27 protein-coding genes, 4 pseudogenes and 1 other annotated feature (1 of these 32 running past the window's edge) are annotated in these 24066 nt (G+C 34.1%); of the genes and pseudogenes, 8 read left to right on the forward strand and 23 right to left on the reverse strand.

Annotation, left to right across the window (positions count from 1 at the left end; all coding sequences use genetic code 11):
• Positions 1–35: a binding site (T-box leader), on the reverse strand; it reaches 223 nt to the left of the window's first position.
• A gap of 126 nt (positions 36–161) precedes the next feature.
• Positions 162–1061 carry an SMP-30/gluconolactonase/LRE family protein gene (locus C564_RS0116065; protein WP_006095003.1) on the forward strand — a complete coding sequence of 300 codons (900 nt, stop codon included), beginning with the start codon at positions 162–164 and terminating at the stop codon, positions 1059–1061.
• Between the two features lie 222 nt (positions 1062–1283).
• Here C564_RS0116065 and C564_RS0116070 read toward each other — a convergent pair whose 3' ends face one another.
• Together C564_RS0116070 and C564_RS0116075 are read right to left on the reverse strand one after the other, a co-directional pair.
• Entirely contained in the window at positions 1284–1619 is a 336-nt protein-coding gene (locus tag C564_RS0116070) for a hypothetical protein (RefSeq protein WP_006095004.1), read from the reverse strand.
• Between the two features lie 11 nt (positions 1620–1630).
• Positions 1631–2800 (reverse strand): ParM/StbA family protein, encoded by a 1170-nt coding sequence (locus C564_RS0116075; protein WP_003204545.1) that lies wholly within the window; start codon positions 2798–2800, stop codon positions 1631–1633.
• Between the two features lie 240 nt (positions 2801–3040).
• On the opposite strand from C564_RS0116075, the gene C564_RS0116080 reads away from it, so the two are divergent.
• Positions 3041–3445, forward strand: coding sequence for a hypothetical protein (locus C564_RS0116080; RefSeq protein ID WP_018766011.1), 405 nt, complete (start codon positions 3041–3043; stop codon positions 3443–3445).
• Between the two features lie 239 nt (positions 3446–3684).
• On the opposite strand, the gene C564_RS0116085 is transcribed toward C564_RS0116080, so the two are convergent.
• The 5 genes and pseudogenes from C564_RS0116085 to sleB all read right to left on the reverse strand — a co-directional run bounded on the left by C564_RS0116085 (position 3685) and on the right by sleB (position 7554).
• Positions 3685–4173, reverse strand: coding sequence for a GNAT family N-acetyltransferase (locus tag C564_RS0116085; RefSeq protein WP_018766012.1), 489 nt, complete (start codon positions 4171–4173; stop codon positions 3685–3687).
• A gap of 26 nt (positions 4174–4199) precedes the next feature.
• A pseudogene (locus tag C564_RS33530) lies at positions 4200–4566 on the reverse strand (hypothetical protein).
• Between the two features lie 253 nt (positions 4567–4819).
• On the reverse strand, positions 4820–5416 hold the full coding sequence (locus C564_RS0116095) for a YhcN/YlaJ family sporulation lipoprotein (RefSeq protein ID WP_018766014.1): 597 nt from the start codon (positions 5414–5416) through the stop codon (positions 4820–4822).
• A 26-nt stretch (positions 5417–5442) separates the two neighbouring features.
• Positions 5443–6783 (reverse strand): germination protein YpeB, encoded by a 1341-nt coding sequence (gene ypeB, locus C564_RS0116100; RefSeq protein ID WP_018766015.1) that lies wholly within the window; start codon positions 6781–6783, stop codon positions 5443–5445.
• A gap of 15 nt (positions 6784–6798) precedes the next feature.
• Complete coding sequence (gene sleB, locus C564_RS0116105) at positions 6799–7554, reverse strand: spore cortex-lytic enzyme (RefSeq protein ID WP_003204560.1); 756 nt, start codon at positions 7552–7554, stop codon at positions 6799–6801.
• A 145-nt stretch (positions 7555–7699) separates the two neighbouring features.
• Between sleB and C564_RS0116110 the strand changes: the two genes are divergently transcribed.
• Positions 7700–8032, forward strand: coding sequence for a DUF3889 domain-containing protein (locus C564_RS0116110; RefSeq protein WP_018766016.1), 333 nt, complete (start codon positions 7700–7702; stop codon positions 8030–8032).
• A 186-nt stretch (positions 8033–8218) separates the two neighbouring features.
• On the opposite strand, the gene C564_RS0116120 is transcribed toward C564_RS0116110, so the two are convergent.
• Positions 8219–9136: a serine hydrolase domain-containing protein gene (locus C564_RS0116120; protein ID WP_018766017.1), complete on the reverse strand. Its 918-nt coding sequence runs from the start codon at positions 9134–9136 to the stop codon at positions 8219–8221.
• A 520-nt stretch (positions 9137–9656) separates the two neighbouring features.
• On the opposite strand from C564_RS0116120, the gene C564_RS0116125 reads away from it, so the two are divergent.
• Entirely contained in the window at positions 9657–10322 is a 666-nt protein-coding gene (locus C564_RS0116125) for an HAD family hydrolase (protein ID WP_003204566.1), read from the forward strand.
• Between the two features lie 204 nt (positions 10323–10526).
• Here the strand turns inward: C564_RS0116125 and kynA are convergent, their stop codons facing one another.
• From kynA to kynU, 3 genes are read right to left on the reverse strand one after another with little or no spacing between them, the layout of a single operon-like run.
• On the reverse strand, positions 10527–11366 hold the full coding sequence (gene kynA / locus C564_RS0116130; protein ID WP_018766018.1) for a tryptophan 2,3-dioxygenase: 840 nt from the start codon (positions 11364–11366) through the stop codon (positions 10527–10529).
• Positions 11367–11404: 38 nt separating this feature from the next.
• Entirely contained in the window at positions 11405–12034 is a 630-nt protein-coding gene (gene kynB, locus C564_RS0116135; protein WP_018766019.1) for an arylformamidase, read from the reverse strand.
• 3 nt (positions 12035–12037) lie between these two features.
• Positions 12038–13324 carry a kynureninase gene (gene kynU / locus C564_RS0116140; protein WP_018766020.1) on the reverse strand — a complete coding sequence of 429 codons (1287 nt, stop codon included), beginning with the start codon at positions 13322–13324 and terminating at the stop codon, positions 12038–12040.
• Positions 13325–13484: 160 nt separating this feature from the next.
• Between kynU and C564_RS0116145 the strand changes: the two genes are divergently transcribed.
• Entirely contained in the window at positions 13485–14102 is a 618-nt protein-coding gene (locus C564_RS0116145) for a TetR/AcrR family transcriptional regulator (RefSeq protein WP_003204576.1), read from the forward strand.
• 41 nt (positions 14103–14143) lie between these two features.
• Here C564_RS0116145 and C564_RS0116150 read toward each other — a convergent pair whose 3' ends face one another.
• Both C564_RS0116150 and C564_RS0116155 read right to left on the reverse strand, forming a co-directional pair.
• Positions 14144–14581 (reverse strand): NUDIX domain-containing protein, encoded by a 438-nt coding sequence (locus tag C564_RS0116150; protein WP_003204578.1) that lies wholly within the window; start codon positions 14579–14581, stop codon positions 14144–14146.
• Between the two features lie 40 nt (positions 14582–14621).
• Positions 14622–14864, reverse strand: coding sequence for a DUF3977 family protein (locus tag C564_RS0116155; RefSeq protein ID WP_018766021.1), 243 nt, complete (start codon positions 14862–14864; stop codon positions 14622–14624).
• A gap of 217 nt (positions 14865–15081) precedes the next feature.
• Here C564_RS0116155 and C564_RS0116160 point away from each other — a divergent pair, with 217 nt between their 5' ends.
• Positions 15082–15633 (forward strand): hypothetical protein, encoded by a 552-nt coding sequence (locus tag C564_RS0116160; RefSeq protein ID WP_018766022.1) that lies wholly within the window; start codon positions 15082–15084, stop codon positions 15631–15633.
• 161 nt (positions 15634–15794) lie between these two features.
• Here C564_RS0116160 and C564_RS34830 read toward each other — a convergent pair.
• The 4 genes and pseudogenes from C564_RS34830 to acoL form a co-directional block, all read right to left on the reverse strand.
• Positions 15795–15930, reverse strand: a pseudogene (locus C564_RS34830) (helix-turn-helix domain-containing protein); the annotation flags it as partial.
• A gap of 3 nt (positions 15931–15933) precedes the next feature.
• Entirely contained in the window at positions 15934–16479 is a 546-nt protein-coding gene (locus tag C564_RS0116165) for a GNAT family N-acetyltransferase (protein ID WP_018766023.1), read from the reverse strand.
• Positions 16480–16624: 145 nt separating this feature from the next.
• Positions 16625–17473: an alpha/beta fold hydrolase gene (locus tag C564_RS0116170; RefSeq protein WP_018766024.1), complete on the reverse strand. Its 849-nt coding sequence runs from the start codon at positions 17471–17473 to the stop codon at positions 16625–16627.
• 350 nt (positions 17474–17823) lie between these two features.
• A pseudogene (gene acoL, locus C564_RS34835) lies at positions 17824–18102 on the reverse strand (dihydrolipoyl dehydrogenase); the annotation flags it as partial.
• Positions 18103–18377: 275 nt separating this feature from the next.
• On the opposite strand from acoL, the gene C564_RS0116185 reads away from it, so the two are divergent.
• The gene (locus tag C564_RS0116185; protein WP_018766026.1) at positions 18378–19220 is read left to right on the forward strand and encodes an oxidoreductase; all 843 of its coding nucleotides are present in this window, start codon (positions 18378–18380) and stop codon (positions 19218–19220) included.
• 76 nt (positions 19221–19296) lie between these two features.
• Here the strand turns inward: C564_RS0116185 and C564_RS0116190 are convergent, their stop codons facing one another.
• The 4 genes and pseudogenes from C564_RS0116190 to C564_RS0116205 form a co-directional block, all read right to left on the reverse strand.
• Positions 19297–19659: a DUF4181 domain-containing protein gene (locus C564_RS0116190; protein WP_003207292.1), complete on the reverse strand. Its 363-nt coding sequence runs from the start codon at positions 19657–19659 to the stop codon at positions 19297–19299.
• Between the two features lie 56 nt (positions 19660–19715).
• Positions 19716–20162 (reverse strand): annotated as a pseudogene (locus C564_RS33535) (NUDIX domain-containing protein).
• A gap of 18 nt (positions 20163–20180) precedes the next feature.
• The gene (locus tag C564_RS0116200) at positions 20181–21023 is read right to left on the reverse strand and encodes a PP2C family serine/threonine-protein phosphatase (RefSeq protein WP_026008591.1); all 843 of its coding nucleotides are present in this window, start codon (positions 21021–21023) and stop codon (positions 20181–20183) included.
• The gene (locus C564_RS0116205) at positions 21001–21480 is read right to left on the reverse strand and encodes an HIT family protein (RefSeq protein WP_033794818.1); all 480 of its coding nucleotides are present in this window, start codon (positions 21478–21480) and stop codon (positions 21001–21003) included. The genes C564_RS0116200 and C564_RS0116205 overlap by 23 nt, the downstream gene beginning before the upstream one ends.
• A gap of 209 nt (positions 21481–21689) precedes the next feature.
• Between C564_RS0116205 and C564_RS0116210 the strand changes: the two genes are divergently transcribed.
• A complete protein-coding gene (locus tag C564_RS0116210; protein WP_018766031.1) occupies positions 21690–21932 on the forward strand; it encodes a hypothetical protein in 243 nt (80 codons plus the stop codon).
• A gap of 72 nt (positions 21933–22004) precedes the next feature.
• Here the strand turns inward: C564_RS0116210 and C564_RS0116215 are convergent, their stop codons facing one another.
• Positions 22005–22844 carry an ABC transporter permease gene (locus C564_RS0116215; protein ID WP_018766032.1) on the reverse strand — a complete coding sequence of 280 codons (840 nt, stop codon included), beginning with the start codon at positions 22842–22844 and terminating at the stop codon, positions 22005–22007.
• A complete protein-coding gene (locus tag C564_RS0116220) occupies positions 22837–24042 on the reverse strand; it encodes a quaternary amine ABC transporter ATP-binding protein (protein WP_003207288.1) in 1206 nt (401 codons plus the stop codon). The genes C564_RS0116215 and C564_RS0116220 overlap by 8 nt, the downstream gene beginning before the upstream one ends.
• Positions 24043–24066 lie beyond the last annotated feature (24 nt).

Below are 24066 nucleotides of genomic sequence, written 5' to 3' on the forward strand. Positions count from 1 at the left end.
TCATTCTTAACTACTCTTCTCTTCATTGCCACTTTTGTTATAAGTTATTTTCCATATAATAATTTATAATGTTATCGTTGTCAAATTTCTCCAAATTAAAGGGTTTGCTACCATTTTCATCGAATATATATAGGTTATCTTTATAGAAAGGAGAAAATACATTGTTAGGAAAATTAGAATTAGTTATCGATGCTAAAGCAAACTTAGGAGAAGGCCCTTGTTGGGATGAAGAAAAGCAAATATTATACTGGGTTGATATTTTAGGGAAAAAGGTATGCATTTATAACCCTATTACAAATATAAATCGTAAAATTTCATTAGACCAACAAATTGGATGTGTCGTTCAAGATGCATCTGGCGGAGTTATATTAGCAATGGAGCGTGGTTTCCATTCTCTTAATCTTGAAACAGAGGAATTAAAACTTATTCATAACCCGGAGTCTCACCTGCCAGAAAATCGCTTTAACGATGGAAAGTGCGATCCCGCTGGTCGCTTTTGGGCTGGCACTACCGATTTATATGGAGTCAGCGCAGCTGGTTCTTTATATTTCTTGGATACTGATTTTAGTGTAAAAAAGCAATTAGAACATGTAAATACATCCAATGGTTTAGCCTGGTCACCCGACCAGCGGTATCTTTATTTCATTGACACACCTACTAAAAAAGTCACTCGTTTTGATTATGATATACACACTGGAACAATTAGTAACCCAATAGATATCATTATTATTCCTAATAGTGAAGGATTACCTGATGGAATGACAATTGATGAGGAAGGCTGTTTGTGGATTGCACATTGGGGCGGTGCTAAAATCACAAGATGGAATCCAATGACTGGCGAAAAAATTCTAACAGTTCCTGTTCCGGCACTCAATGTAACTTCCTGTACATTTGGAGGACCTGACTTAACAGAATTATATATTACTACTGCCAGGACAAGAATGAACCAAGATCAATTAGAAGTTTATCCATATGCTGGTGGCGTATTCCGAATAAAAACACAGGTTAAAGGGTGTCCAACTTATCAGTTTAATCATAAGAAATCGCAGGTAAAAAAATGAATCGAATAGAGTACATTAGACAAGGAAAAAAAGTATCATGACCTTTGTTATGAAGAATCGCTTTCAAAATTCTCCCTCCTTATTTTTTTATTTTAATAAACATCCATTTACCTTCAAAATATTCCGTACTTTCGGTTTGAATTTCGCATGATTAATGGGCAAAAAAAGCCTACCACTTAATCATATTTACAGTGGTAGGCTTTAGATATACTTTTATATGTTTTAAAAGAAGGGACAATCTATTTGATCAATAAATTCCCAAGATTTATTTTCTACACATTCGGCAGGTCCTTTCTTTTCCATTGACACTTTTCTAAGAGGATTTACTTCAAATTTAAACATAGAAGTAGGTTCAATATACATGGAAAAAACATAGCTGCTAGGTAAAGTTTTAGATACATCAATATCGCCTACTTGTTTAAACAATTGCTGGGCACCGTATAAAAAAAATTTTGTTACATCAGATTGCTTATTAATCCATGCGATCATTTCAGAAGATACAGATTTATTTAAATGGATTTTTACCCGATCACCACGCTTATACCGCTTGCGCCCCATACTCACACCAACTAACTAATTGTTAAATTCGTAAATCCCAATTCTTTTTGTTTATGTTCTCTATACCGTGGTGAACATGTGTAAACTAATAATCCACGTGCATTTGTAAATAGAGGGTTATCTACAAATATTACATTTTTTAAACGACCTTTTTGTTTTAAAATAAGTTGCAAACTGTTTTTAATGATGACAGCGCCCCCGCCATAGATAAATACATACGGATCATCTTTCATATCATCAATTTTATTAATAATATCCGTTGCAACTCGTGCAGCTAATCCTAGAAATGCCTGTTGTGACTCTTCTACTAGCATTGCATGCCTTGGGTGTTTCTCATTTAAATAAATTTGATTAAACTCTGTAATACTATCTATTGTTTTTGTCGGATGCTTCCGATTCCATCTTGTAATAATCTGCAATAAAGTTTCTTTAACTCCATAGGACAATCCTTTACTTAATTGCGGTCTAAAATTCACTCCAAATGAAACAACTTCCTCAGTTGTACCCGCACCAATATCAAAAGATAATAATGTTTTATCCACAAAATCAATCTCTGTAATAGCATCTTTTTCACTTGCAACTTTATGTTTTAAAATATTACCTTCCTCATCGTACACAATCCCCCAGGTCCCAGACGCCCCTTCTGGTAAGCATTTACAGTACTCAATGGATATATTTATCGTTACATCTCTTCCATTTGGATAATGAAAAATAATTTTATGATTTCCCATATAACGTTTAGCGTTTTCTGCTGCGATTTCTTGCGTAATAGTTTGCATTGGAAGAGCAACTGATAAATCGTAACGAATATTAATATGATCTAATTTCGGACTATGACGCATAGCGCTAATTGCTAAACCTGATAAAATCGTTAGAACCATTAATTCATCTGTAGATTTATTAGACTTCTTCTCTACTTCTGTCCCTTTTAACTGATCATTGATAACCTTTTGCCCAACAATGTAACGTACATTATTCAACATGAGTGAAGATGAATTAATCGTCACATCTATATGATTTTCCACTTCAGATATCGGTACATCCTCTTCGTCTAATAAGCCTGTCGGTTCCCCAATATACAGTGAATATATACTTGGAATATAAATCGGATTTTGGCCTTTCACCATTAACTTTAAACCATTATTTCCAGCGTCTGCACCCGCTTTTAAAAGTATGGACATATTTACCCCCCAATTTAATCTGACATCCCTTCCAAATATATGCAAATAATAACTTTAACATTCAAACCAAATAGAAATCTTTTTCCTTTCTGTTTTTTAATGTTTATTTCTAAACAGAGAAATAAATAATTAATTTTCATAAATTCATCTATTTATGTAAAATATATTTGACATTACTCCCTGTCATTTTTATACTATTAAGTGTAAAGAGTTTTTTACACTTATAAAGAGGTGAATACGATGAATCAGAATAAGTTTATTTTCGTAGTTATTATACTATCATCACTTGGAATACTCATACATGGCGCATACAAATATACGACCGAAGGAGCCATTCTCGGAGGGACTATTTTTGGAGCTTCTTTAATAATTAGTTATTTAATAAATCATATGACATGGGGAGATCCAAACGGCGTGTCAGAAGAAAGTCAAGATGAAATGGGACAACAAATTACATATAAAAGTTTCAAAATTGGATATTTTGTATTAGTCGTTATTATGTTTATTTTATTGATTTGGTCAGAAGGATTTTCTACCTTATATTCGCTTGATAATATTCAAAATCTCCCTTTATTTATAGCGCTTTGTTCTTCATTCATTGTTATTCCACTTGTAGAATTCGTTGTTTCGAAACGATATCAATAAAGGTATACATAATAGGAGAAGGCATTCCCTTACATAGGAATGCCTTCTCTTTCTTCTTCATATTTTTTACAAACTTGTTCTAATGTTGGTCCAGTTCATCAATAAGCCGGTAATGTTTATAATCAATTTCATAACAGTTATTACACAAAATAGCTATCATTCATATTACCACACTACGCAGCGTCTCTTTTCCTTTTGGAGACCATCTACATTCGGTCGCACGTATACTTGGTGAATTATCAAGATGGTAAATATAAAACAAGCTGCCTTCCAATTGGGCCCATTCTTCTTTGACCTCTATCTTCAAATCCTACTTTTAAATACAGCTTTTGGGCAGGAATATTTTTTTCATTTACAGCTAGTACAATTTCATTTTTATTCGGAAAATAGGATGCTACAAAGTCATGTAATAAGGCTAATCCTTTTTTGGCATACCCTTTTCCTTGTTTCTCGTAATTGATAGAAAAGGCAACTAAAAGTAAAGCATTGGGATTATCTGTGTATTCTGCTACCCTCGTTCCTGATTGTAATGCGAAAATTCCTACTGGTGTATGATTCGCTAAAATAACAACAACATTTCGAGTTGTGTCTTTTTTAGCTTTTTCAAGCAAGTCACTTGGTTTTGCTGTAAATTGAATTTGTTCACTAGGTAAAATAAATGCGTCTATAATTTCTTTATATTTTTCATCATATGGAATAAGCTGAATATCTTCTGTTTGCAAATTCATTTTTATTTCCCCTTTTCTTCTAATTACTAACTTAAACCTTGCTGTGACTTAGAACGTACTTTTCCATCTAAAAAGGTAATCTCAGCAAAGGATTGTGGTGGATTTCCTTTCCAGGCAAAAGTTTATTTATAGTTTGATGAATTTTCATCACCTTGATTTATAAGTAAATCCCCTTCAAATCCTATTAATTCTTTTACTTCGTTATATGTCATTTCTTCATTTATTTGTGAGAAAATATTCATATCAATTGTTTCTCTCTTCTTTTTTTCTGTGACAGTTGAAGAAGTTGTTGTTTGTTTCTTTATTTCTTTATTTCTTTTTATCACACGCTGTCATACCAAAAATCACACACAGACTAAGACCACAAACTATGAGTGCGCATTTATTTTTCATCATTACAACTATCTCTGGTTTAAAAATGATACCCAAGCATATCTAAATGTAATACATCGCAGAGAAACCAGGATAAACCTCCTTCTTTGTTATGTTTTTTATTCATCATTTTCAGATGGTTTTATATAGTTTTATACACGGTGGATCTGTCGTAACTTCCTAATTATTATTAAACCATATATTCCCTTTTTGATAAACTGAATATTAATAATTAACAAAAACATCTCGCGCCATATAGCACGAGATGTTTTTGTTAACTTTTAAGATGATTATTTGATTGATCTTCTTGTTCTTTTCTTAATTCATTCTCTTCATCTTTTGGTAACTGTTTGTCGTTTTCTTTAATCGGATTCGTTTCTTTATTTTCAATCATATCATTTGGTACTTGTGGCATAACACGTCCAACAATTGCAGCAAGTTCATCAAGAATTCCTTCGCCAGCTTTTCCGTGCTTAATTTGATTCCCCATTCGCTTTAATCGTTCATACGTATCAACATCCGCTACAACAACTGCATTTGCACCATTTGGATCATGTTTTAAGCTTTCAGCGACAGAATACTTGATTGATTCTACACGAGTTCGATCCAGTTTTGCCTTTACATCAATGCCAACAACAGCATATTTTCCAATAACGACTGCGGTCGCATCTTTTACACCTGGTATACTAGAAGCTAAAGAAGCTAAATGATCTGCCACTTTTTCATTCGGTTTTGTTTTATCTTTTGTATAGCTAACATTTCGCATAGATACATTTTTTTGTTCTGGTTTTTCATAAGCATTCTCTTTTTTTCCTACACTACACCCTGTGATAGCAAAACAAATCATAAGCATATATATAAGGATTTTCATCATTTTCACCACTTTATCATTGATGTTTAATCATAAATCTTTTCGACAGCCTGCATCTTTTTCACTTTTTCTTCAGTTCCGTCATTTGCATTAATAAAAATTTGGTACGTATCTTTTCCTAATGTCCCGACAAATTCATAGCACAATACTTCTTTATGCACATCATTTACAACAACCGCCTTGCGTTCTTCCATTACTTTTACATCTGGATTGATTTTCTTTCTTGCATCAGCAGCCGTTAATTTTGCAGTTGGAATGGTGCGTTTTTGATGTGATGCTAAATATTCTTTTGCTGAAAAACCAACAATTGATCCATCATCTAAAGCAATTTTCATTTGAATTGCTTCTGGATAAATACGCACATTATTCTCATTCACAACGTACGTAAACACACCAATATTATCGTATTGTGAACTATCAAAGAGCTCCATATTGGTAAACTTATGGTCCTTTAAGAAAGTTAATCCTTTACTTCCTGCGTCATTTAAGCTAATTTTTTGTTCCTTAATTTCACGGTTATTCATTACCCATATTGGATATCCACCTTTTTCGGTAATGTCCATATAAAATTCATTCTTTGTTTCAGGATCTTGAATTTTCACACTATAAAATGATTCTTTAGCACCTTTTCCGCTTTTCTCAACTTCTACTTTTTCATTGCCTTTTAAATTTAAAAATGATTTTGCTATTTTTGCCGCTTCCTCTTTTGAAATCGCTTTACCTTTTGCTTCAAAGCCGCCTTTTTTTGCCTTTTGCATGCTTGTGAAAGTTGGACCGAAATTATTTGAAGAATAGGATGTTACATTTTTCTCAACCGTCTTAAGCCCGTCAATAATCGTGTTATCCGCTGGATCTTTATTTGACGCAAGCGCAAGTTCTACATCCATCCAACGTAAATTATTTTTCAAAACGAGATGCTGTACTTTTCGAAGCTCATCTTGAATGTTGCCAGCATTTGAATATAGAGTTTGAAGCGCTTTATATTCTTGATCGTTTAAAGGTTCTTTCTCTAAATCACGAATGGCAGTGCGATAACTAAAATCACCAATATTCGCTAAAAATTCCTCGGTTTTATTAAACGGCATTAATGTTAAAGGTAGTTGTCCTACATCAGAACGAGCTTCCGATGTTAAACGCCACACATCCGCTAATGCCGGTGATAAAGATGTACGTGAATTCATTGCCAGTGTTGTTCCGATTTTATCGTGTAATAAATCAACCTCATACGCTAAATCATGAAACGCACGCTGATAGCTGTTTTCTGCTCGAATTAACACCGCATTTTTTTCTTGGTGTTCTTTATAACCCCAATACCCTGTTCCAACTACGCCGATTGTTAACAATACAATTACGATACCTCTTAACATTTCTTCACCTCCGCTCTATTTACAGAAAATATGTTTGCCGATTTTTTTAATTTGTGGTCGACTCCAAATCCATTTACTCGTTGCAGTATCTGGATTGAAATAATACAGTGCATTTCCAGTAGGATCCCAACCATTAATAGCATCTAATACAGCTTTTTTCGCCGTTTCATTTGGCGTTAAATAAATTTGTCCATCAGCAACTGCTGTAAATGCACGTGGTTCAAAAATCACTCCAGATACTGTATTCGGGAATGATGCACTTGTCACACGATTCAAAATAACTGCTGCAACTGCAACTTGCCCTAAATATGGTTCACCACGGGATTCACCATAAACTGCGTTCGCCATTAATTGAATATCATTTTGTGAATAACCATTTGGCACATTTGTACCTTTATTTTGGGCTGGCTTATTACTTTGTCCACCCGTGTTCCCTTTATTAGCAGTTGATTTCTCATACTTTGTCGCTTTTACAAGCATCTGCTTCGTCTTAGCCCCCGCTAAGCCATCTACAGGTAAACCGAACTTTTGTTGAAAATTCCTTAGTGCCCAATATGTACCCCAACCAAATACACCATCTACTTTTCCCGTATAAAATCCGTTATATTTCAATCGAGACTGTAGTTCAATGACATCTTCTCCAGAGGCACCTCTTTGAATCACCTGATTAGAAAAGGCTTGGACATTTCTTGTCTGCCCGCTACTTACAATTACAGATATACCGATTAATACAAACAAAATCAGTATTTTAAAAATAACTGTATGACGCATATATTTCCCTCCTTATTTGCAGTGATGATTTCATGGTTATGTTTTGTAAATAAAACGCTTTTATGTAAAGAAGACAAAAAAATCCAAACTTATATGATTTAGACTGCATGTACACAATAAGAAAAACGGCTAAAAGGAGTTTATTATGAAGCGTATTTTTGCATGTTTTGTATTAGGAATTATATTTGTTACAGCATATTGCAATACATATACTCATTCATCAGTTGTTCACGCACAACCACCATATGCAAAATGGGGTAAACTTGCGGTAGAAAAAACGAAAGAAAACTATCCAAAAGCGCAAATTATTGATTACCTTCATATTGGAAGAAAACCGAAGACAGTGAATATAACAACAGAAAAATTCAAATTATGGCTGCGTGAAGATGGAAAGGAATATGGTGTTTTTGTTGATGTAGAGTTTGATACAAGAACGGAGAAGTTTTTGAAGATTACATTTCAAAAGAGCAGTAGATAGTGTTCAACTAACCAAGCTTTTACAGGCTTTTATTTCCCTACTTATCTTCTGTTGTTTCTTTGATTCTTGACATTAAAATCTTATTGTCAGCGAATAGCGGGATTAAAAAAGAGGAAATCATCTCGATTCCCTCCTTTTTATTACTATTTAACTTTCACTTCTTGCTTAACTATACTCTCCTTCTATTTATGTATGATTAACGTTCTCTTGTAAATGATTTATAAATAATTTTAATGGTACTAATCCACGCTTTGGCAGTTGACTGCTTATTACCGCTACAATTTCTAAATGAGGAATAATGATAATGTATTGCCCACCATATCCCATTGCAAAATATATACAATACGGTATGTGAAATCTTTCATTGTCTAATACCCACCAGTGATAACCATATGCTCCAACATGTTCATATGTTAAAAAAACAGCCTTATTCGATTGTTCAATCCAACTTGAGGATACAATTTTTTCTCCACTCCAGAATCCATTTTGTAGACATAATAATCCTATTTTTAGCAAATCCTCCGCTTTCATTTTCATGCCAAATCCACCAACATAAATACCTTGAGGATCTTGTTGCCACTCATATTCGGTAATTTGTAAAGGTTTAAATAAATATTTCTTTGCAAACTGCTCCGTTGTCTTTCTAGTAGCAACTTGTAGTATATAACTTAACAGATGTGAAGAGCCTGAATTATAATTCATTTTTGCCCCTATCTCTTCCATTAACGGCTTCTGCAAAATATAATTTATCCAATGATCTGATTCCACGAAATCATTTGGAAATACAACTCCATTTCCAAACTCCTGCCACTCTTCACCAGTTGTCATTGTTAACAAGTGATAAATGGTTAATTCCTTCTTTTCTTTCGGTACATTGGGAATCCATTTTGCTATAGGCGTATGTATATCATTTATGTAGCCTTTATCTATTGCTATACCGATTAAAATTGATACGATACTTTTCGTGATAGAATTAATTTTATATAAATTATGTGCGCATTCTTTTGTTTTATAATATTTTGTTGTTAACTCACCTTGTTGATATACGAGAAATGCATTCACTTTCTTTTTCATAAATTGATTTTCCAACTTGTAAAAATCCAATATGTATTCCTCCAAATGTATACTGTTCTTGTCTGTTTTTACTATTCTACTCAAATCAAATAAATATTTCTATTTCTATGTACTTTCTAAAAAAATATCCAATTTCACGTGTGGCAAACATATACTATAGATATAAGACATGGTCACTCATACTAAGTAGTTTCGTTTTCGTGAAAAAACACTTAATAACATACGAATTGGTATGCTTTTTTCATTGATGTAACAATATTTCCAAGGAAAATAAGTACAAAATAGCATACCAAATAACAGCGTGACAATAGTCATTGTCATTGTTTGAATTATGGTGTTAATTTTATTGTTAAATGCTATGTTATTTCTAAACTCTTTTGAAAAAAAAAGAAAGGTCATTGTAAATTTATGTTAAAATGTATATAAAAATTGTGAGAATTTGTACTTAAACTGATGAGTCAGATTAGTTGAATAGGCATTAGTTAAGTTATTCTGTCTTTATGTTAAACTTTAGAAGTTATTCAGCAATGGTAAAAAGGGAGAGAAAGTAATGTTACAATCACTGATTTTTGATATGGATGGAACTCTATTTCAAACAGAAAAAATTCTAGAATTATCACTTAATGATACTTTTAACCATTTGCGGTCACTAAATTTATGGGATACAGTAACCCCCATTGATAAATACCGTGAAATTATGGGTGTACCTTTACCAAAAGTTTGGGAAGCTTTGTTACCTAATCATTCCAATGAAGTAAGAGAACAAATGGATGCTTATTTTCTGGAAAGATTAGTTGAAAACATAAGAAGTGGGAAAGGTGCTTTATATCCTAATGTAAAGGAAGTTTTCCGTTATTTAAAAGAAAATAATTGTTCAATTTACATAGCGAGTAATGGTTTAACGGAATATTTACAAGCAATTGTGAGTTATTACAATTTGGATAATTGGGTTACTGAAACATTTAGTATTCAACAAATACGAACACTCGATAAAGGAGATTTAGTTAAAACAATTATAAAAAAATATGACATAAAAAAGGCAGCGGTAGTTGGAGACCGTCTATCTGATATAAATGCAGCTAAAGATAATGGTTTAATTGCAATTGGATGTAATTTTGATTTTGCACAAGAAGATGAACTTGCTCAGGCTAATTTGGTAATAAATGACTTAATGGAGTTAAAAACAATATTGCCTGAAATGAAAATAGTTTACTAAACCAACGGGTGCTTTAACTGAATAAGCGAAATAATAAATCAACGCTCAGAATGATATATGTCTGGGCGTTTTTGTTTGTTATTAGGTATGCGATTTATAATGTGAATTACCGTGTTATTAGATATCTTTTTTACACATAATTACAAAGAAAAAAGTACACCACGCTTCAATAAGTGATGTACTAACAATTATATAATCTTTACTTTATAACTTCGTCCGAACATTCCAAAGTTCTGGGAAAAAGCGTTGATCAAGAACACGTTTTAAATAAGAAACACCAGATGATCCACCTGTTCCCATTTTATGTCCAATAATTCGCTCTACTGTTTTCATATGACGGAAGCGCCACTGCTGGAGCCAATCTTCAATATCGATTAACTTTTCTGCCAGTTGATATAAATCCCAATATTTCTTCACATCAGCATACACCTCTAACCATGCAGCTTCAACTGTCGCATCTTCTTCATAAGGCTGTGTAATATCACGATTTAAAACATTTGGATTGATTGGGAACCCTTCTTTTACAAGTGCCTGAATTGCAACATCGTAAAGACTTGGTGAATGAAGCGCTTTATGCAAACGAGCATGTAACTCTGGATCTTTTTCATAAATTTTTAATGCATGAGGTGTTTTATAACCAAGCGCATACTCAATCATACGGTATTGATAAGACTGGAATCCTGATGCTTGGCCGAGTGAATCACGAAATTCAATATATTCAGATGGTGTGAGCGTTGCAAGAATATCCCAAGATTGAATAATTTGCGATTGAATTTTTGAAACGCGCGCAAGCATTTTAAAAGCTGGAGCCAGCCTATCATTTTGAATGGATTCAATCGCTGCACTAAGCTCATGTAAAATCAACTTCATCCAAAGTTCACTCGCTTGATGAATGACAATAAACAACATTTCATCATGATGATCAGATAACCTTTTTTGACTTCCTAGCAAACTATCTAATTGTAAGTACTCTCCGTATGTCATATTTTCTTTAAAATCCGTATGAATTCCCTTTTCCATAATTACTTTTTCATTTTCTTTCATAAAAATGAACACCCCTTCTATGCATCATCTGCTTGCTCTTATAGTGGTCTTATTACAGCTCGAACTGGACTCCCATCCGCATCTGTCAATGCAAGTGGCAGGGCAATCAGTTCATAATCTCCGTCTTGTGCATGGTCTAATACAACATTTTCTAAAATATGAATACCATATTTAAATAATTGGTGATGCGCCGCTAATTCTTTATCATCTAGCGGATCTACAGAAGGTATATCCACTCCAATTAATCGAATGCCTTTTTCCGAAAGAAATGGTGCAATATCAGCACGTAAATACGGAATTACTTGCGGGAATTCCTGTGCATTCCCATGCGAAGAAGTCCGAAGTAATAACCTCTCTACCCCATCTAAAGGGAATTTTTCTAATTCTTTTGCGCCAATACTTTCGATACCTGATACATCTATAATTCGAGCTTTACCAACATAGACATTAACATCTAAATCTAGTACCCTTTTTCCGTTATTATCAAAATGAAATGGCGCATCAATATGCGTACCCGTATGAATACTCATCGTTAATTTTCCAACATTAACAGATCCACTTTGTTCTTTTGCCCATGATACTTCGTATGAAAATGGCGTATCTCCTGGCCATGTCGCAATATCATTATTTAATGGTTGTGAAATATCAATCCAATCAGATTCCTTCATCGCTTATGCCACAACCTCTCGCTTATTTTCAAACTTTTTATATTCTTCATCTTTCATGATTTTCTTCAAGATTTGCACAGATTTCCACACTTCTGCGTACGTGTTATATAAAGCAACTGGCGCAAGGCGAACCCCATTTGGTGCACGAAAATCAGGAATAACTCCATTTGCTTTTAAAGCTTTACATATACGTGCAGCTTCTGGATGCTCTAAATATATATGCCCTCCGCGTTTATCATCCTCTAATGGATTTCCAATTGTAAATCCCATCCCCTTCAGTTCATGGTTGATTAAATTTAGCATATAACGAGTAATGTGTAATGATTTTCCTCGCAATCTTTCAATGCCAGCTTCTTTGAAAATCTCAAGTGAACCAATAAGTGGCGCTGTACTTAACACATGAGGTGTGCCAATTTGATATGCCCCGGCATGCTCAGCTGCTGTTAATGTATGTTCCATATCAAATTGCTTATCTTTTCTTGAACTAAACCAACCAGAAAGCCCTGGAAGACGATTGAAATGGTTTTTGTTTACATATAATCCAGCAACCCCACCAGGTCCTGCATTTAAATATTTATAATTACACCATACTGCGAAATCAACACCCCACCCTTTAAAGTCATGCGGAATTGAACCGATGGAATGGCATAAATCAAAACCAATATAGATACCACGCTTGTGCGCTTCAGCTGTTAATCGCTTCATATCAAGAATTTGTCCACTTCGATATAGCACTGCAGGCAATAAAATTAACGTAATATCATCCGTCATCGCATCAATAATATCTGCCTCTTGCAGCGTTCTACCATCCCTGCTCTTCACTCGTACAAGATGTTCATCTGGATCTAGTCCTTTTAAACGGATTTGACTTTGCAAAGCATAAATATCTGATGGGAACGTTAATTCATCCGCAAGAATCTTTGTACGAATTCCTTTCGGTTCATAAAATGTCGCAATCACTTGATGAATATTCGTCGTCGTGGAACCGGTTACAATTACCTCTTCAGGTAAAGCACCAACAAGAGGAGCAGTTAATTCACCTAATTGTTCAGAGAGAAAAAACCAAGGATATTCTCCTTCTGTCCACCCGTCAATACCATACTCTTTCCATGAATCTAGCATAGTAAGTAAAGATTTTTCTGCTCTTTTTGAAAGTAATCCTAATGAATTACCATCTAAATATATTGTATCTGCTTTCTTATAAAATTCTTTTTGAAAATCAGCAAGTTCATCGTATTTATCACATTCCATTGCATAGTCGTAAGATGGTTCAAATGGCTCTCGATACATTCTTTCACCTTCTCTTAATTTTCTTTTTATTCTAACTAATTGAAATATAACATCAAAATTGACATAACGTCAATGATATTATGTCAGTTGACTTTTTGTATTCGATTCAACTAGAATAAAATTATATTTTCAGATATTTCAGTATAAAGGAGTGTCCAGTTTGGGAAAAGATCTTCTTTCAACAAGACAACAGCGATCTATAGAAACGAGAAATAAATTATTAAAATCTGCCCGCAATGTTTTTTTAGAAAACGGATTTCACAAAACAACAATCTCTCAAATTATTAAACATGCTGAAACTGGTTATGGTACGGCATACGTTTATTTTAAAAATAAAGACGAGCTCCTCATAGTCCTTATGGAAGATGTTATGAATCGTTTTTACAAAATCGCTGAACGTTCCTTTTTTCCTAAAACAAAAAAAGAAGCTCACAGTATGATTGAAAATCAAGTGCGAGCTTTTTTACAACTAACTGAAGAAGAAAGAAATATATTACAAGTCGTTGAAGAGGCTATCGGTGTGTCAAAAGAAGTTCGACAAAAGTGGAATGACATTCGAGAACGTTTTATTAGCCGAATTATACAAGATATTACCTACTCTCAAAATAATGGATTAGCTAGAAAAGAATTAAATAAAGCAATTGTGGCACGCAGTTGGTTTTATATGAATGAAGCGTTTCAGTGGGAGATTGTCCGAAATGAGATCGATGTAAATCTAGAGGAGGTTGTTTGTACATTAACAGAGCTGTATACGGCAGGCTTATATAAAAATGAATAGCACACTCTCGTCTCTATGAAGAAAGTGTGCTATTTAATCGTTTAAAGGAATATTTCTTCTGGATATGGCAATGCTAGCTTTGGTCTTTCCTGTGATGAAAAGTATTGAAGTTTTAACGATTCTCCATCTATCGCTCTCGATTCTCCTCCAACTCCCTCACATTCAAACACAACAACGATATATTCCACTTGATCTCCATTTGAATATGTATGACGGAAGTCTTTCCCTCCAAAAATCCCTTTTATTTCTTTCACTTGTACTCGTAAACCTGTTTCTTCCCACACTTCGCGAACAATAGCATCTTCTGGCGTTTCACCAGGTTCAATTGCCCCGGCAGGAAGACTCCAATACTCCCCACCAGGATATTGGAACAAGATCTCCCCTAACTCATTTTTGATGATTGCCGCGACACTTGGCATGAAAATGAGACCAGAACCTACTTTTTCACGGATTTTTTTGTAGTATGTAGAAATAGACATGTTCATTCTCCTTATATATTATATTTCCTGTGTGATTATATTATTGCAATCTACTCACAATCCCCAAAATAAACTTATACTCATTTCGCCTCTTTTTTACTCTCTTAAACCCTTCTTTTGAATCAAAAATCAAACAAGTTTTTCTAAACCAAACTCGTAAATAGCATGATTCAAAATAAATAGATTTCACAACTCCTTTTTGCTCAAATTCTGTTCCATCTTCTCGTTCTATTTCTGTTCGAACCAACCATTTATTTCCGATTCCGGCTTCTATGTACTTCACTTACAACTCCCCTTATATGAAATACTTACATCTTCCTTAGGAAATGTTGTTCTAAGCATTCTACTATTTCCCTGGTAAGCGCAGATTTTGACAGATTCTCTATTATTTCTACTTAATTGAAACTAGCAACATTCCTGTTATAAAGAAAAAGGAAAAAGCTTCATATATACCGAATAACACAAAAATAATCCATTCTTTTGAAAGAGGTATATATGTTATGAACGATCAATTTACTACTCTCCTAAGTGAAATGACCTTTATAGAAAGACAATATGAATTTCGAAATCCAGATGTTGTTCTCTATCATCCCGGTCATTACACAGAATTAAATGAACAAATCATCACATTATTTCATGAGGAAGGCTTTAAAACAATCATGATTCCCAGTGTACATAATGCATTTTTAAATGCTAATGAGTTTATCTTTCATAAAGAAATCCTAGTTAAATCAGGAATTCCTGAGGAACTGATCATTCCAATAACAGGAGAAGCTAATACAGCTAACGATGTTATCAAAAACGCAATGCTTCACCTATGTAACACAAGCGTACATAAAAATATTTTATTAGCAGGGAAAACTTTTTTTATGAAAAGATTTTTGCTTATAGCAACTGCGTTTGCTACAAATGACATGACTATTGATATTCTTCCATTACAAGATAATAGAAATCTTACGAAAGATACATGGCACTTAACCGACATCGGTAGAAGGAGGGTATGGAATGAATACCATATGATTTCCAAATTTCTTAAAGAAAACTGCCCTTAAATCGTAAAGTAGTAGACTTTATCGCGTTGACCAGTTTAAAAGATTTCCCTTCTTTATAGAAATTTTTTTGATCTACTATTTCCCCGGTAAGCGCATATTCCGACAGAACGTGCACATACATATAAAAGAAGCAGATTGATAGAAACCTGCTTCTTTTACAACTAAAATCGTTGCATTCGTTTATAAAATGTACTGCGCGGGACATCTAATAGTTTCGCCGCAAGCGAGACATTTCCCTTTGTTTTTTTGAAGGGCCTCAATCATTCCATCTTGCTGTATTTTTTCCCGAAGGGTTAATTATTATCCATTAAATCTCCCCATAATAATAGTGTTATAGTATTTACCATCCGCAAGCCTTTTGTCATTCTTTAATACACCTTCGATTTCAAAACCAAGTTTTTCATACAATTTAATCGCTTTATCATTTGTTTCTAAAACATTCAAAGTCATTTTTTTAATGCTATTAGCGTCAGCCCAAGATATAGACTCTTTTAAAAGATTTTTCCCAATCCTATATCCCCAAAACTCTTTTAATACGCATACTCCAAATTCTACTTTATGAGAGAATCTCTTTAAATACACTCCCTCACATCTTGAAAACCCAACAATCCGATCGTTCACTACCGCGACTAAAAATAAGTTTCTTGGACTTTCAGTGTCCGTTTTGATGATTTCTTCAAATCTCGTTGTATCTATGAATCCCTCCCCTTCTTCTCTGTCCAGATTTTCAGTTTCTCCATCAATTTGTAATCTTAATTTAGACAAATCATTTGCATCTTTATCCATTGCAGATCTAACAGTATAATTAATCCCATTTACATAAAATTCTTGTTTGTTAATAATCATAATATACTCCTTTGATATTAAGTTGATTTAGAAGAATAAGACAGGTAAAAATCTTAGTAATTTACTGCAATTTTAACCAAATAACCTCCACATTCGTTTCAATTAAATCGTTTCAAAACATCATTATAAAGATGCCCCTTTTGATTTAACGAATCTTCTGTTGCTTTTCATATGAATCATTAAAACTGATATTCTCTGTTCGTATCATCCATTCTTCTACTAGACTCTGGAATAACTCAGGTTGTTCAATTTGTAAGTTGTGACCGGCCATATCTAAAACAGCAAATGTTGCTCGTGGATACTCTTCAATAGTCTCCAATAAATCTTGATATCCTACAACTATATCTTGCCTGCCAGCGAGTAAAAGAACTGGTTTTTCGTATTTTTGTCCATTTGTATTGAATGATAACGTATAATTTCTTTGAAGCGTTTCCACAAACTCTGTATTGGCTACTGTAAGACCTGATTTGATTTCTTTTTTATATCGATTGTAAGTATATTCATTTGCTATCACTGCTAACTCACAAAACTCGTTTCTTTCATCCGATGAAAGTTTATTTAAAAATTCATCATCACTTATAATCCTATTATATTTTGGGACTGTTCTTGCTTTATGATTCGCAATTATAACAGGGCATATCAGCAATAAACCATCAATTCGCTGAGGCATTTTTGAAAGTATTGCTTTAGACAAATATCCGCCATATGATTCTCCTACAAGTAGAAAATTTTCATCAGGAATAATTTTTTCGATAAATAAAGTCAAGACATCTAATAAAATATCAGAACTATTTATCCAATTAGGGGCAGTCGATTTTCCCATACCTGGTAAATCAATATAAATGCGCTTATAACCTGCATGTTTATGAAACACTGACTCCATACATCCCATCATGAGCCTATGATCGACAGAACATCCATGTAAGAGAATTACAGGTTTTCCCTCGCCAATTATTTTATAATATATTTGTGTATCTTTAATGTGGCATATCATAAGAAATCCTCCTTATTTTAAATAAAGGTTTTCTATTTCATTTCTTCATTCAACTTAAAATATGCTTCAAAGGCTGATTTACAACCACTAAAGTTTTTAACATAATAAGTTAAGAACTTTTTATAGAGGTAATATATTTAAAGGAGAGCTTTGCGTCCAACCGACAGAATATACGTTCTTATTATATAACACTCAACAAGTGACTGACAACTCTGATTTTTCAGTCCGAACCGTTTTTCACTTACAAATAAAGGATCCTTACATATCAATGTCAAATTGTTTTAGAATTCGGTCGTACAATAAAAAAGAACAAGTTTTATATAAAACTCGTTCTTTTTCAACCATACTATTCACGCATGCACAGCATGTCCTATCGGCCTGTAACACTGCTTCATGAATTGCTTCCGATAATGTCGGATACGCTGCGATAAAATCTCGCATTATATCAGCTGTTACTTCTGTATGAAGCATAACAGTTCCTTGTCCAATCAGAGTTCTGTCGCACGAGGCCCGACAATCGAAATTCCAATGATTTCTTGATACTTCGGCTCAACTATTACTTTCACTTTTCCAATTTGTTCTCCTAAAATAAGTGCTTTTCCATTTGCGGTAAATGGAAATTCCCCAACGGGCTTGTTCTTTTGTCATTTCATTCCCTTTACTTTCAGTTGTTTTTAACATGTCCAGCCCTCCTATTTTCTTGTTCACCTTTTATATCGCAAGTACCGCGCCAATTTAAAACTCTTGAAATGATAGTTTTTTTCTCTTTTTCAAAAATACTTGTTTAAAAGATATAATTTGCATTAATATAGAATGCTAGTTAGTATGCTATTTGATTTACGAGAATAATAGATTTTCTACATGTACATCGTTATGATGTAAGAAAAAAGAAAGTGAGCGGAAAATGAGTAAAATCGTGATTATTACAGGTGCATCCAGTGGATTTGGATTTTTAACTGCCCTCGAGCTTGCGAAAAAGGACTATTTCGTCATCGCTACAATGCGTAATCTTAATAAACAAACGGAATTATTATCTCAAGCTGCTGCATTACACTTACAACAAAATATCAAAATTCATCAATTAGATGTAACAGATCAAAAATCTATACATGCATTCCAATTGTTTTTAAAAGAATTAAACCAAGTAGACATTCTCGTCAATAACGCAGGCTATGCGAGTGGTGGATTTATAGAGGAAATTCCGGTAGAAGAATATCGTAGACAATTTGAGACGAATGTATTTGGAGCAATATCCATAACTCAAATTGTATTACCTTATATGCGAAAACAAAAAAGTGGGAAAATTATTAATGTAAGTAGTATTAGTGGCCAAGTTGGATTCCCAGGTTTATCCCCCTATGTTTCTTCAAAATACGCATTAGAAGGTTGGAGTGAATCCCTTCTCCTAGAGGTAAAACCATATGGAATAGACGTTTCATTAATCGAACCCGGTTCCTATAACACAAACATATGGGAAGTTGGGAAAGAACTTGCCGAAAATTATTCAGAATCAACCTCTCCTTATAAAGCGTATATGGATAAAATACAAAATCATATTAATAATGGCAGTGATACATTTGGCAATCCAGTAGATGTTGCAAGAAAGATTGTAGCGATTGCTGAAGCAAAAAACGCAACATTACGATACCCAATTGGGAAAGGTGTAAAATTGATGATCGTTGCTAAAAAAATTCTTCCGTGGAGAGTATGGGAGTTTCTTGTTTTGAGGAGTTTTAAGAAGATGTAATGTAAAAAGACTACTGATAAATAAGAGTCGTTATACACATTGAAATTGGGATAACGACTCTTATTATCTAGGCCTTTTAACCAACAGGTTGGAATAAATATATCATTACATTAAATGTAATCATTAAACAAAATACTCCCAATAGAGAAATTACATATTTTTTTGATTTTTTATCATATTTCCATTCCATATACGCCCGAAAAAGCTGTTGCGTACCTAAAAATACAAATAATATATATACACCCTTTATATACTCTGAAGTATAAATACAAACAAAGCCAGCCACTAAATAGATTATGATTATAATCCGCTCTCCCCATTTATGAAGCTCATTTACAGGCTCATAAATCCAGCCACTTTGTTTTGGTATATTTAATTTCTTTCTCACAAGCTTTTCTAAAAGATATAGCACGAAAATCCATAGAATCAACACAATCACTATTGTGAAAATTGTTCATCCCCCCATCCTTAAAAATCCAATATTACACATATTAATTAGGAATATACTTTTTGAGTAAGTAAATGCGCAATATTATTGCCCTTTTGTTCTATCAAAGAAACAATCCCCTCAGGATAAGTCAGTTTATCTTTTAACTCCTGTATACTTTTCCATATAAGAATAATATTCTTATGTTCTTTATGAAATAACACTTCACTTATAGACTTTACAGGTTTACACCAATGAAACAACGTACATTGATGGTGTGATTCTCCATCAACTTCAAATATGTGTTCATTTACAATCGCTAATTCTGCTACTCGAACTTGTAAATCATATTCCTCAAGTAACTCCCGTATAATCGCTTCATATGCCGATTATCCATACTCAATCGATCCACCTGGAAAACGATAAAATGTCTCTTCTTCATTACATTGAACAAGAATTTTAGAATGCTCCTCATCTATGATAATAGCTTCCGCGCGCAATAAGGGCCTTTTCATTTCCTACCCCCTATTTTACTAATTTGAAGATCGTATTTTCTCCAGCTGATCGCTTGGATAAGTAGCATATACACGATTATCATAATCCCAACTAATTATCGTTGCACTATCTCGACCAAGTTGGTGATGAACATGCTCTAGTACATTTTGAATACATTCTGTTAGTTTCACTTTGTTTTCATATATATCTTTATATAAATGAATTGGATTTTCATAACGACGTTCTCCGTATTCTAGTACGCCATCTGTTACCATTACGATTCTATTTCTTCCTGTACGTAGCTCTCGAGCACCTGAAGAATAACATGGAACAGGTAAAGAAAATGTATTCACATTCCCAATCCATTCATAAAAATGACGTTGGTTCAGCATATACTGTCCTAGCTTATGTAACTCTTCATGAAATACATAAACGAGGCAATCTCCTATAGAAAACCACCAAATATAATTTTCTTTTCGCACACAAATTAAGCATGCTGTTTCACCCTTTACTTGCTGACACGCCTGTTGAAACGAATTAGATTGAAAAAGTGTAAGGATATGATTTTCAACAGAACGGAATGCTATTTCAATTGGTTCTTCTAATAAAACTTTTATATTTTCATAGTCATTTTGGATTGTATGTACTACTAAGGCGACACTTTCTGCACTATTGTGTCCATCTAATATCATCGCAAATTCCCAATCTCCATTTGACCAAACGAAAGCGCCATCTTCATTCTTCTTTGCGCCTGCACTCGTATTTCCACCATATCTGCCAAGCACTATATCACCATACTGCTTAACTGAAATTTCGCCTAAACACATTTCATCACTACCAACCCATGAAGATTGTGTATTATTTGTTGTATGCATACTCATTCACCATATACGTTCGTATTCTTTCGCATAGTTTTTGGATTTGTTCTGCTTGTCCATAAGGTGCATCTTTCCAATTGGCGATCTTAGTTGGTGACCAAAATTCCTTCGGTGTATTCGGATAACGAGGAATTATATGCATGTGCATATGATTGACTCCATTACCGGAAACGAAAGCATAAATATGTTCTGCACCCTCGCATTCTTTTAATGCACGGCTTACTCTACTCGTAATTAAACCAAAAGCTTTCGCTTCTTCTTCTGTTAATTCAGCTAATCCTGGTGCATGTCTTTTTATATCAATCATTACATATCCGAGATACGTTTCCTCTTCTTCCCAATGAACATGCCCCACATATACGAGTTCATCTTCATAGATTGCCCCGCCTAGCACCTTAATCTCCCCTTTATGTTTCTGACATATAAAACAGTGTGCTTCAAAGTGACTTTGTGTCGACATATGCATCCCTCTATCCCTTGGATTTACCATTATAATACCATAAAACACCCTTCCGTTCAGACTATTCAGAAATGAATTTATTATATATTCCTATTATCTCAATCTAATAGTATAAACCTTTGTAATTCTTTTTCATCGAGTCACCTTTAAACAGAGATGGGCATTTATTATAGAAAAAGAAATCTTTTCTTGAAGGAGGAACAAATCATATGCATCCACATTGGAATTCTCACATGAATTACCCACCAACCTCTTATTCAAACAACGCCGTACGAACTACACCACCAATCCCTAATGATTTTCATTACATGATGCAACTTATAGCGAACCTGGAACATCAATTAGCAAAATTGATCTCATTGATTGAAGAAAATAATCAATTAATAAAAGCGATGGAACAACAAAATCAAGTGTGTGCACCAGCTGGAGGTTCAGTAATTGTGCGTATGTAACCTTATTTCATTCAAATAAAAAACACGCATCATAATAAGTAGCCTCGCTTACGATGCGTGTTTCATTTCTATTTACACTCTTCTTTTCTTATGAAATCCTTGCGTAATCCGATCTAATACAATCGCAATGACTACAATAGCTAGTCCAGCCTCAAACCCCATTCCAATGTTAACCTGTGTTACAGAACGATATACATCTACCCCAAGTCCTGGTGCACCTACAAGCGAAGCTGTAACAACCATCGATAAAGAGAGCATGATACTTTGGTTTACACCAGCCATTATAGTTCCCGTTGCAAGAGGTAACTGAACTTTAAATAACTTTTGCGATGTAGTTGAACCAAATGCATTTGCAGCTTCAATTAAATCTTCTGGTACTTGCCTAATCCCTAAATCAGTAAAACGAATCGTTGGTGGCATCGCAAAAATAACAGATGCGATAATACCAGGAACAACACCTACTCCAAAGAATGTAATCGCTGGAATTAAGTATACAAATGCTGGCATTGTTTGCATAAAATCTAATGTTGGCCTCAATATTTTTGAAAATCGCTCATTTTGAGATGCTAAAATGCCGATTGGGATTCCAACAATGATGGAAATAATGACTGATGTAAGAACAAGCGCTAATGTTTGCATCGTTTGTCCCCAGTAGTTAATGTTTAGAATAAATAATAAGCCGATTAACGCAAATACCACTAAAGATATTTTCCTTGTTGTATACCAAACGAGAAAACATACGATTATAATCATTAAAAATGCTGGAATTAATGTTAAGAAATTTGTAAGTAAATCAACGAAACCACCAATGATGTATGAAAATCCTCTAAACAATCCTTCAAAATGCGCATATAAACTAGTAACAAATGCATCGACCCATTCACCTAAAGGAATACGCGGAATACTATTCATCGTCATTCACCTCTTCCTCAATATTTCCTGCAAGGGCTTGAATGACACTTTCTCGTTTTATGATGCCTCTTAACCTTTTCTTTTCATCAATGACTGGTAATGGAAGCTTCATTTCCGCCATTTTCGCATACGTTTCCTCTAGTAATGTATCTAAATATACGTGCGGAATATCTTTTAGTAACAAGTCAGCAATTGGCCACTGCTTTTGAACAGCTTTACTCGCATCATCCGCTGTTAATATCCCTAAAAACTCGTGTTTTTTATTTACAACATATACGGTAGATACCCCTGCATTTCTCATAATTTGTAGGGCCACTCGAGGGCCGCGGTCAATCAATAATGTTTCTGGTCTTTTTAAAATAGATTCAGCCGTAATCACTTTTCCTAAATTCACATCCGCAACGAATTTCTCTACGAATTCATTAGCTGGGCTTATCATAATTTCTTCTGGCGTTCCAATTTGCACAATTTCTCCGTCTTTCATTAATGCGATACGATCCCCAATTCGAAGTGCTTCATCTAAATCATGTGTAATAAAAATAATGGTTTTTTCCATCTTATCTTGTAGCTCTAACAGTTCATCTTGCATTTCTTTACGGATAAGTGGGTCTAATGCGCTAAATGACTCATCCATAAGTAAAACATCTGGATCATTCGTAAGAGCTCTTGCAATTCCAACGCGCTGCTGCATACCACCGCTTAATTGTCCTGGGAAGCTATCTTTATGATGATTCAATCCAACTAATTTAAGTGACTCCAAAGCTTTCGCTTCTCTTTCTTCTACTGGTACTCCTTGTATTTCTAATCCATAGGCAACATTTTGTATCACGGTACGATGAGGAAATAACGCAAATTTTTGGAAGACCATACTCATCTTTGTTCTTCGTACTTTCCTAAGTGCCTCTTTCCCCATTGTTGCGATATCTTCCCCATCTATGTATATGTGGCCTGCTGTTGGCTTTATAAGCTGATTGAGCATTCGAACAAGAGTTGATTTCCCGCTCCCAGATAGCCCCATAATGACAAAAATTTCTCCTGTATACACTTCAAATGTTGCTTTTTTCACCCCAACGTTCATTCCCGTTTCTTTTAATATTTCTGATTTACTTTTTCCCTCCTTTAATAAGGCGACTGCTCTTTGAGGGTTTTTTCCAAATACTTTTGTTACGTTTTCAACACGTACTTTTGTATTTTCCATATAACGACTCCTTTTCTGCCTATC

The sequence above is a fragment of the Bacillus sp. 105MF genome (assembly GCF_000374885.1).
Taxonomy (GTDB): Bacteria; Bacillota; Bacilli; order Bacillales; family Bacillaceae_G; genus Bacillus_A; species Bacillus_A pseudomycoides.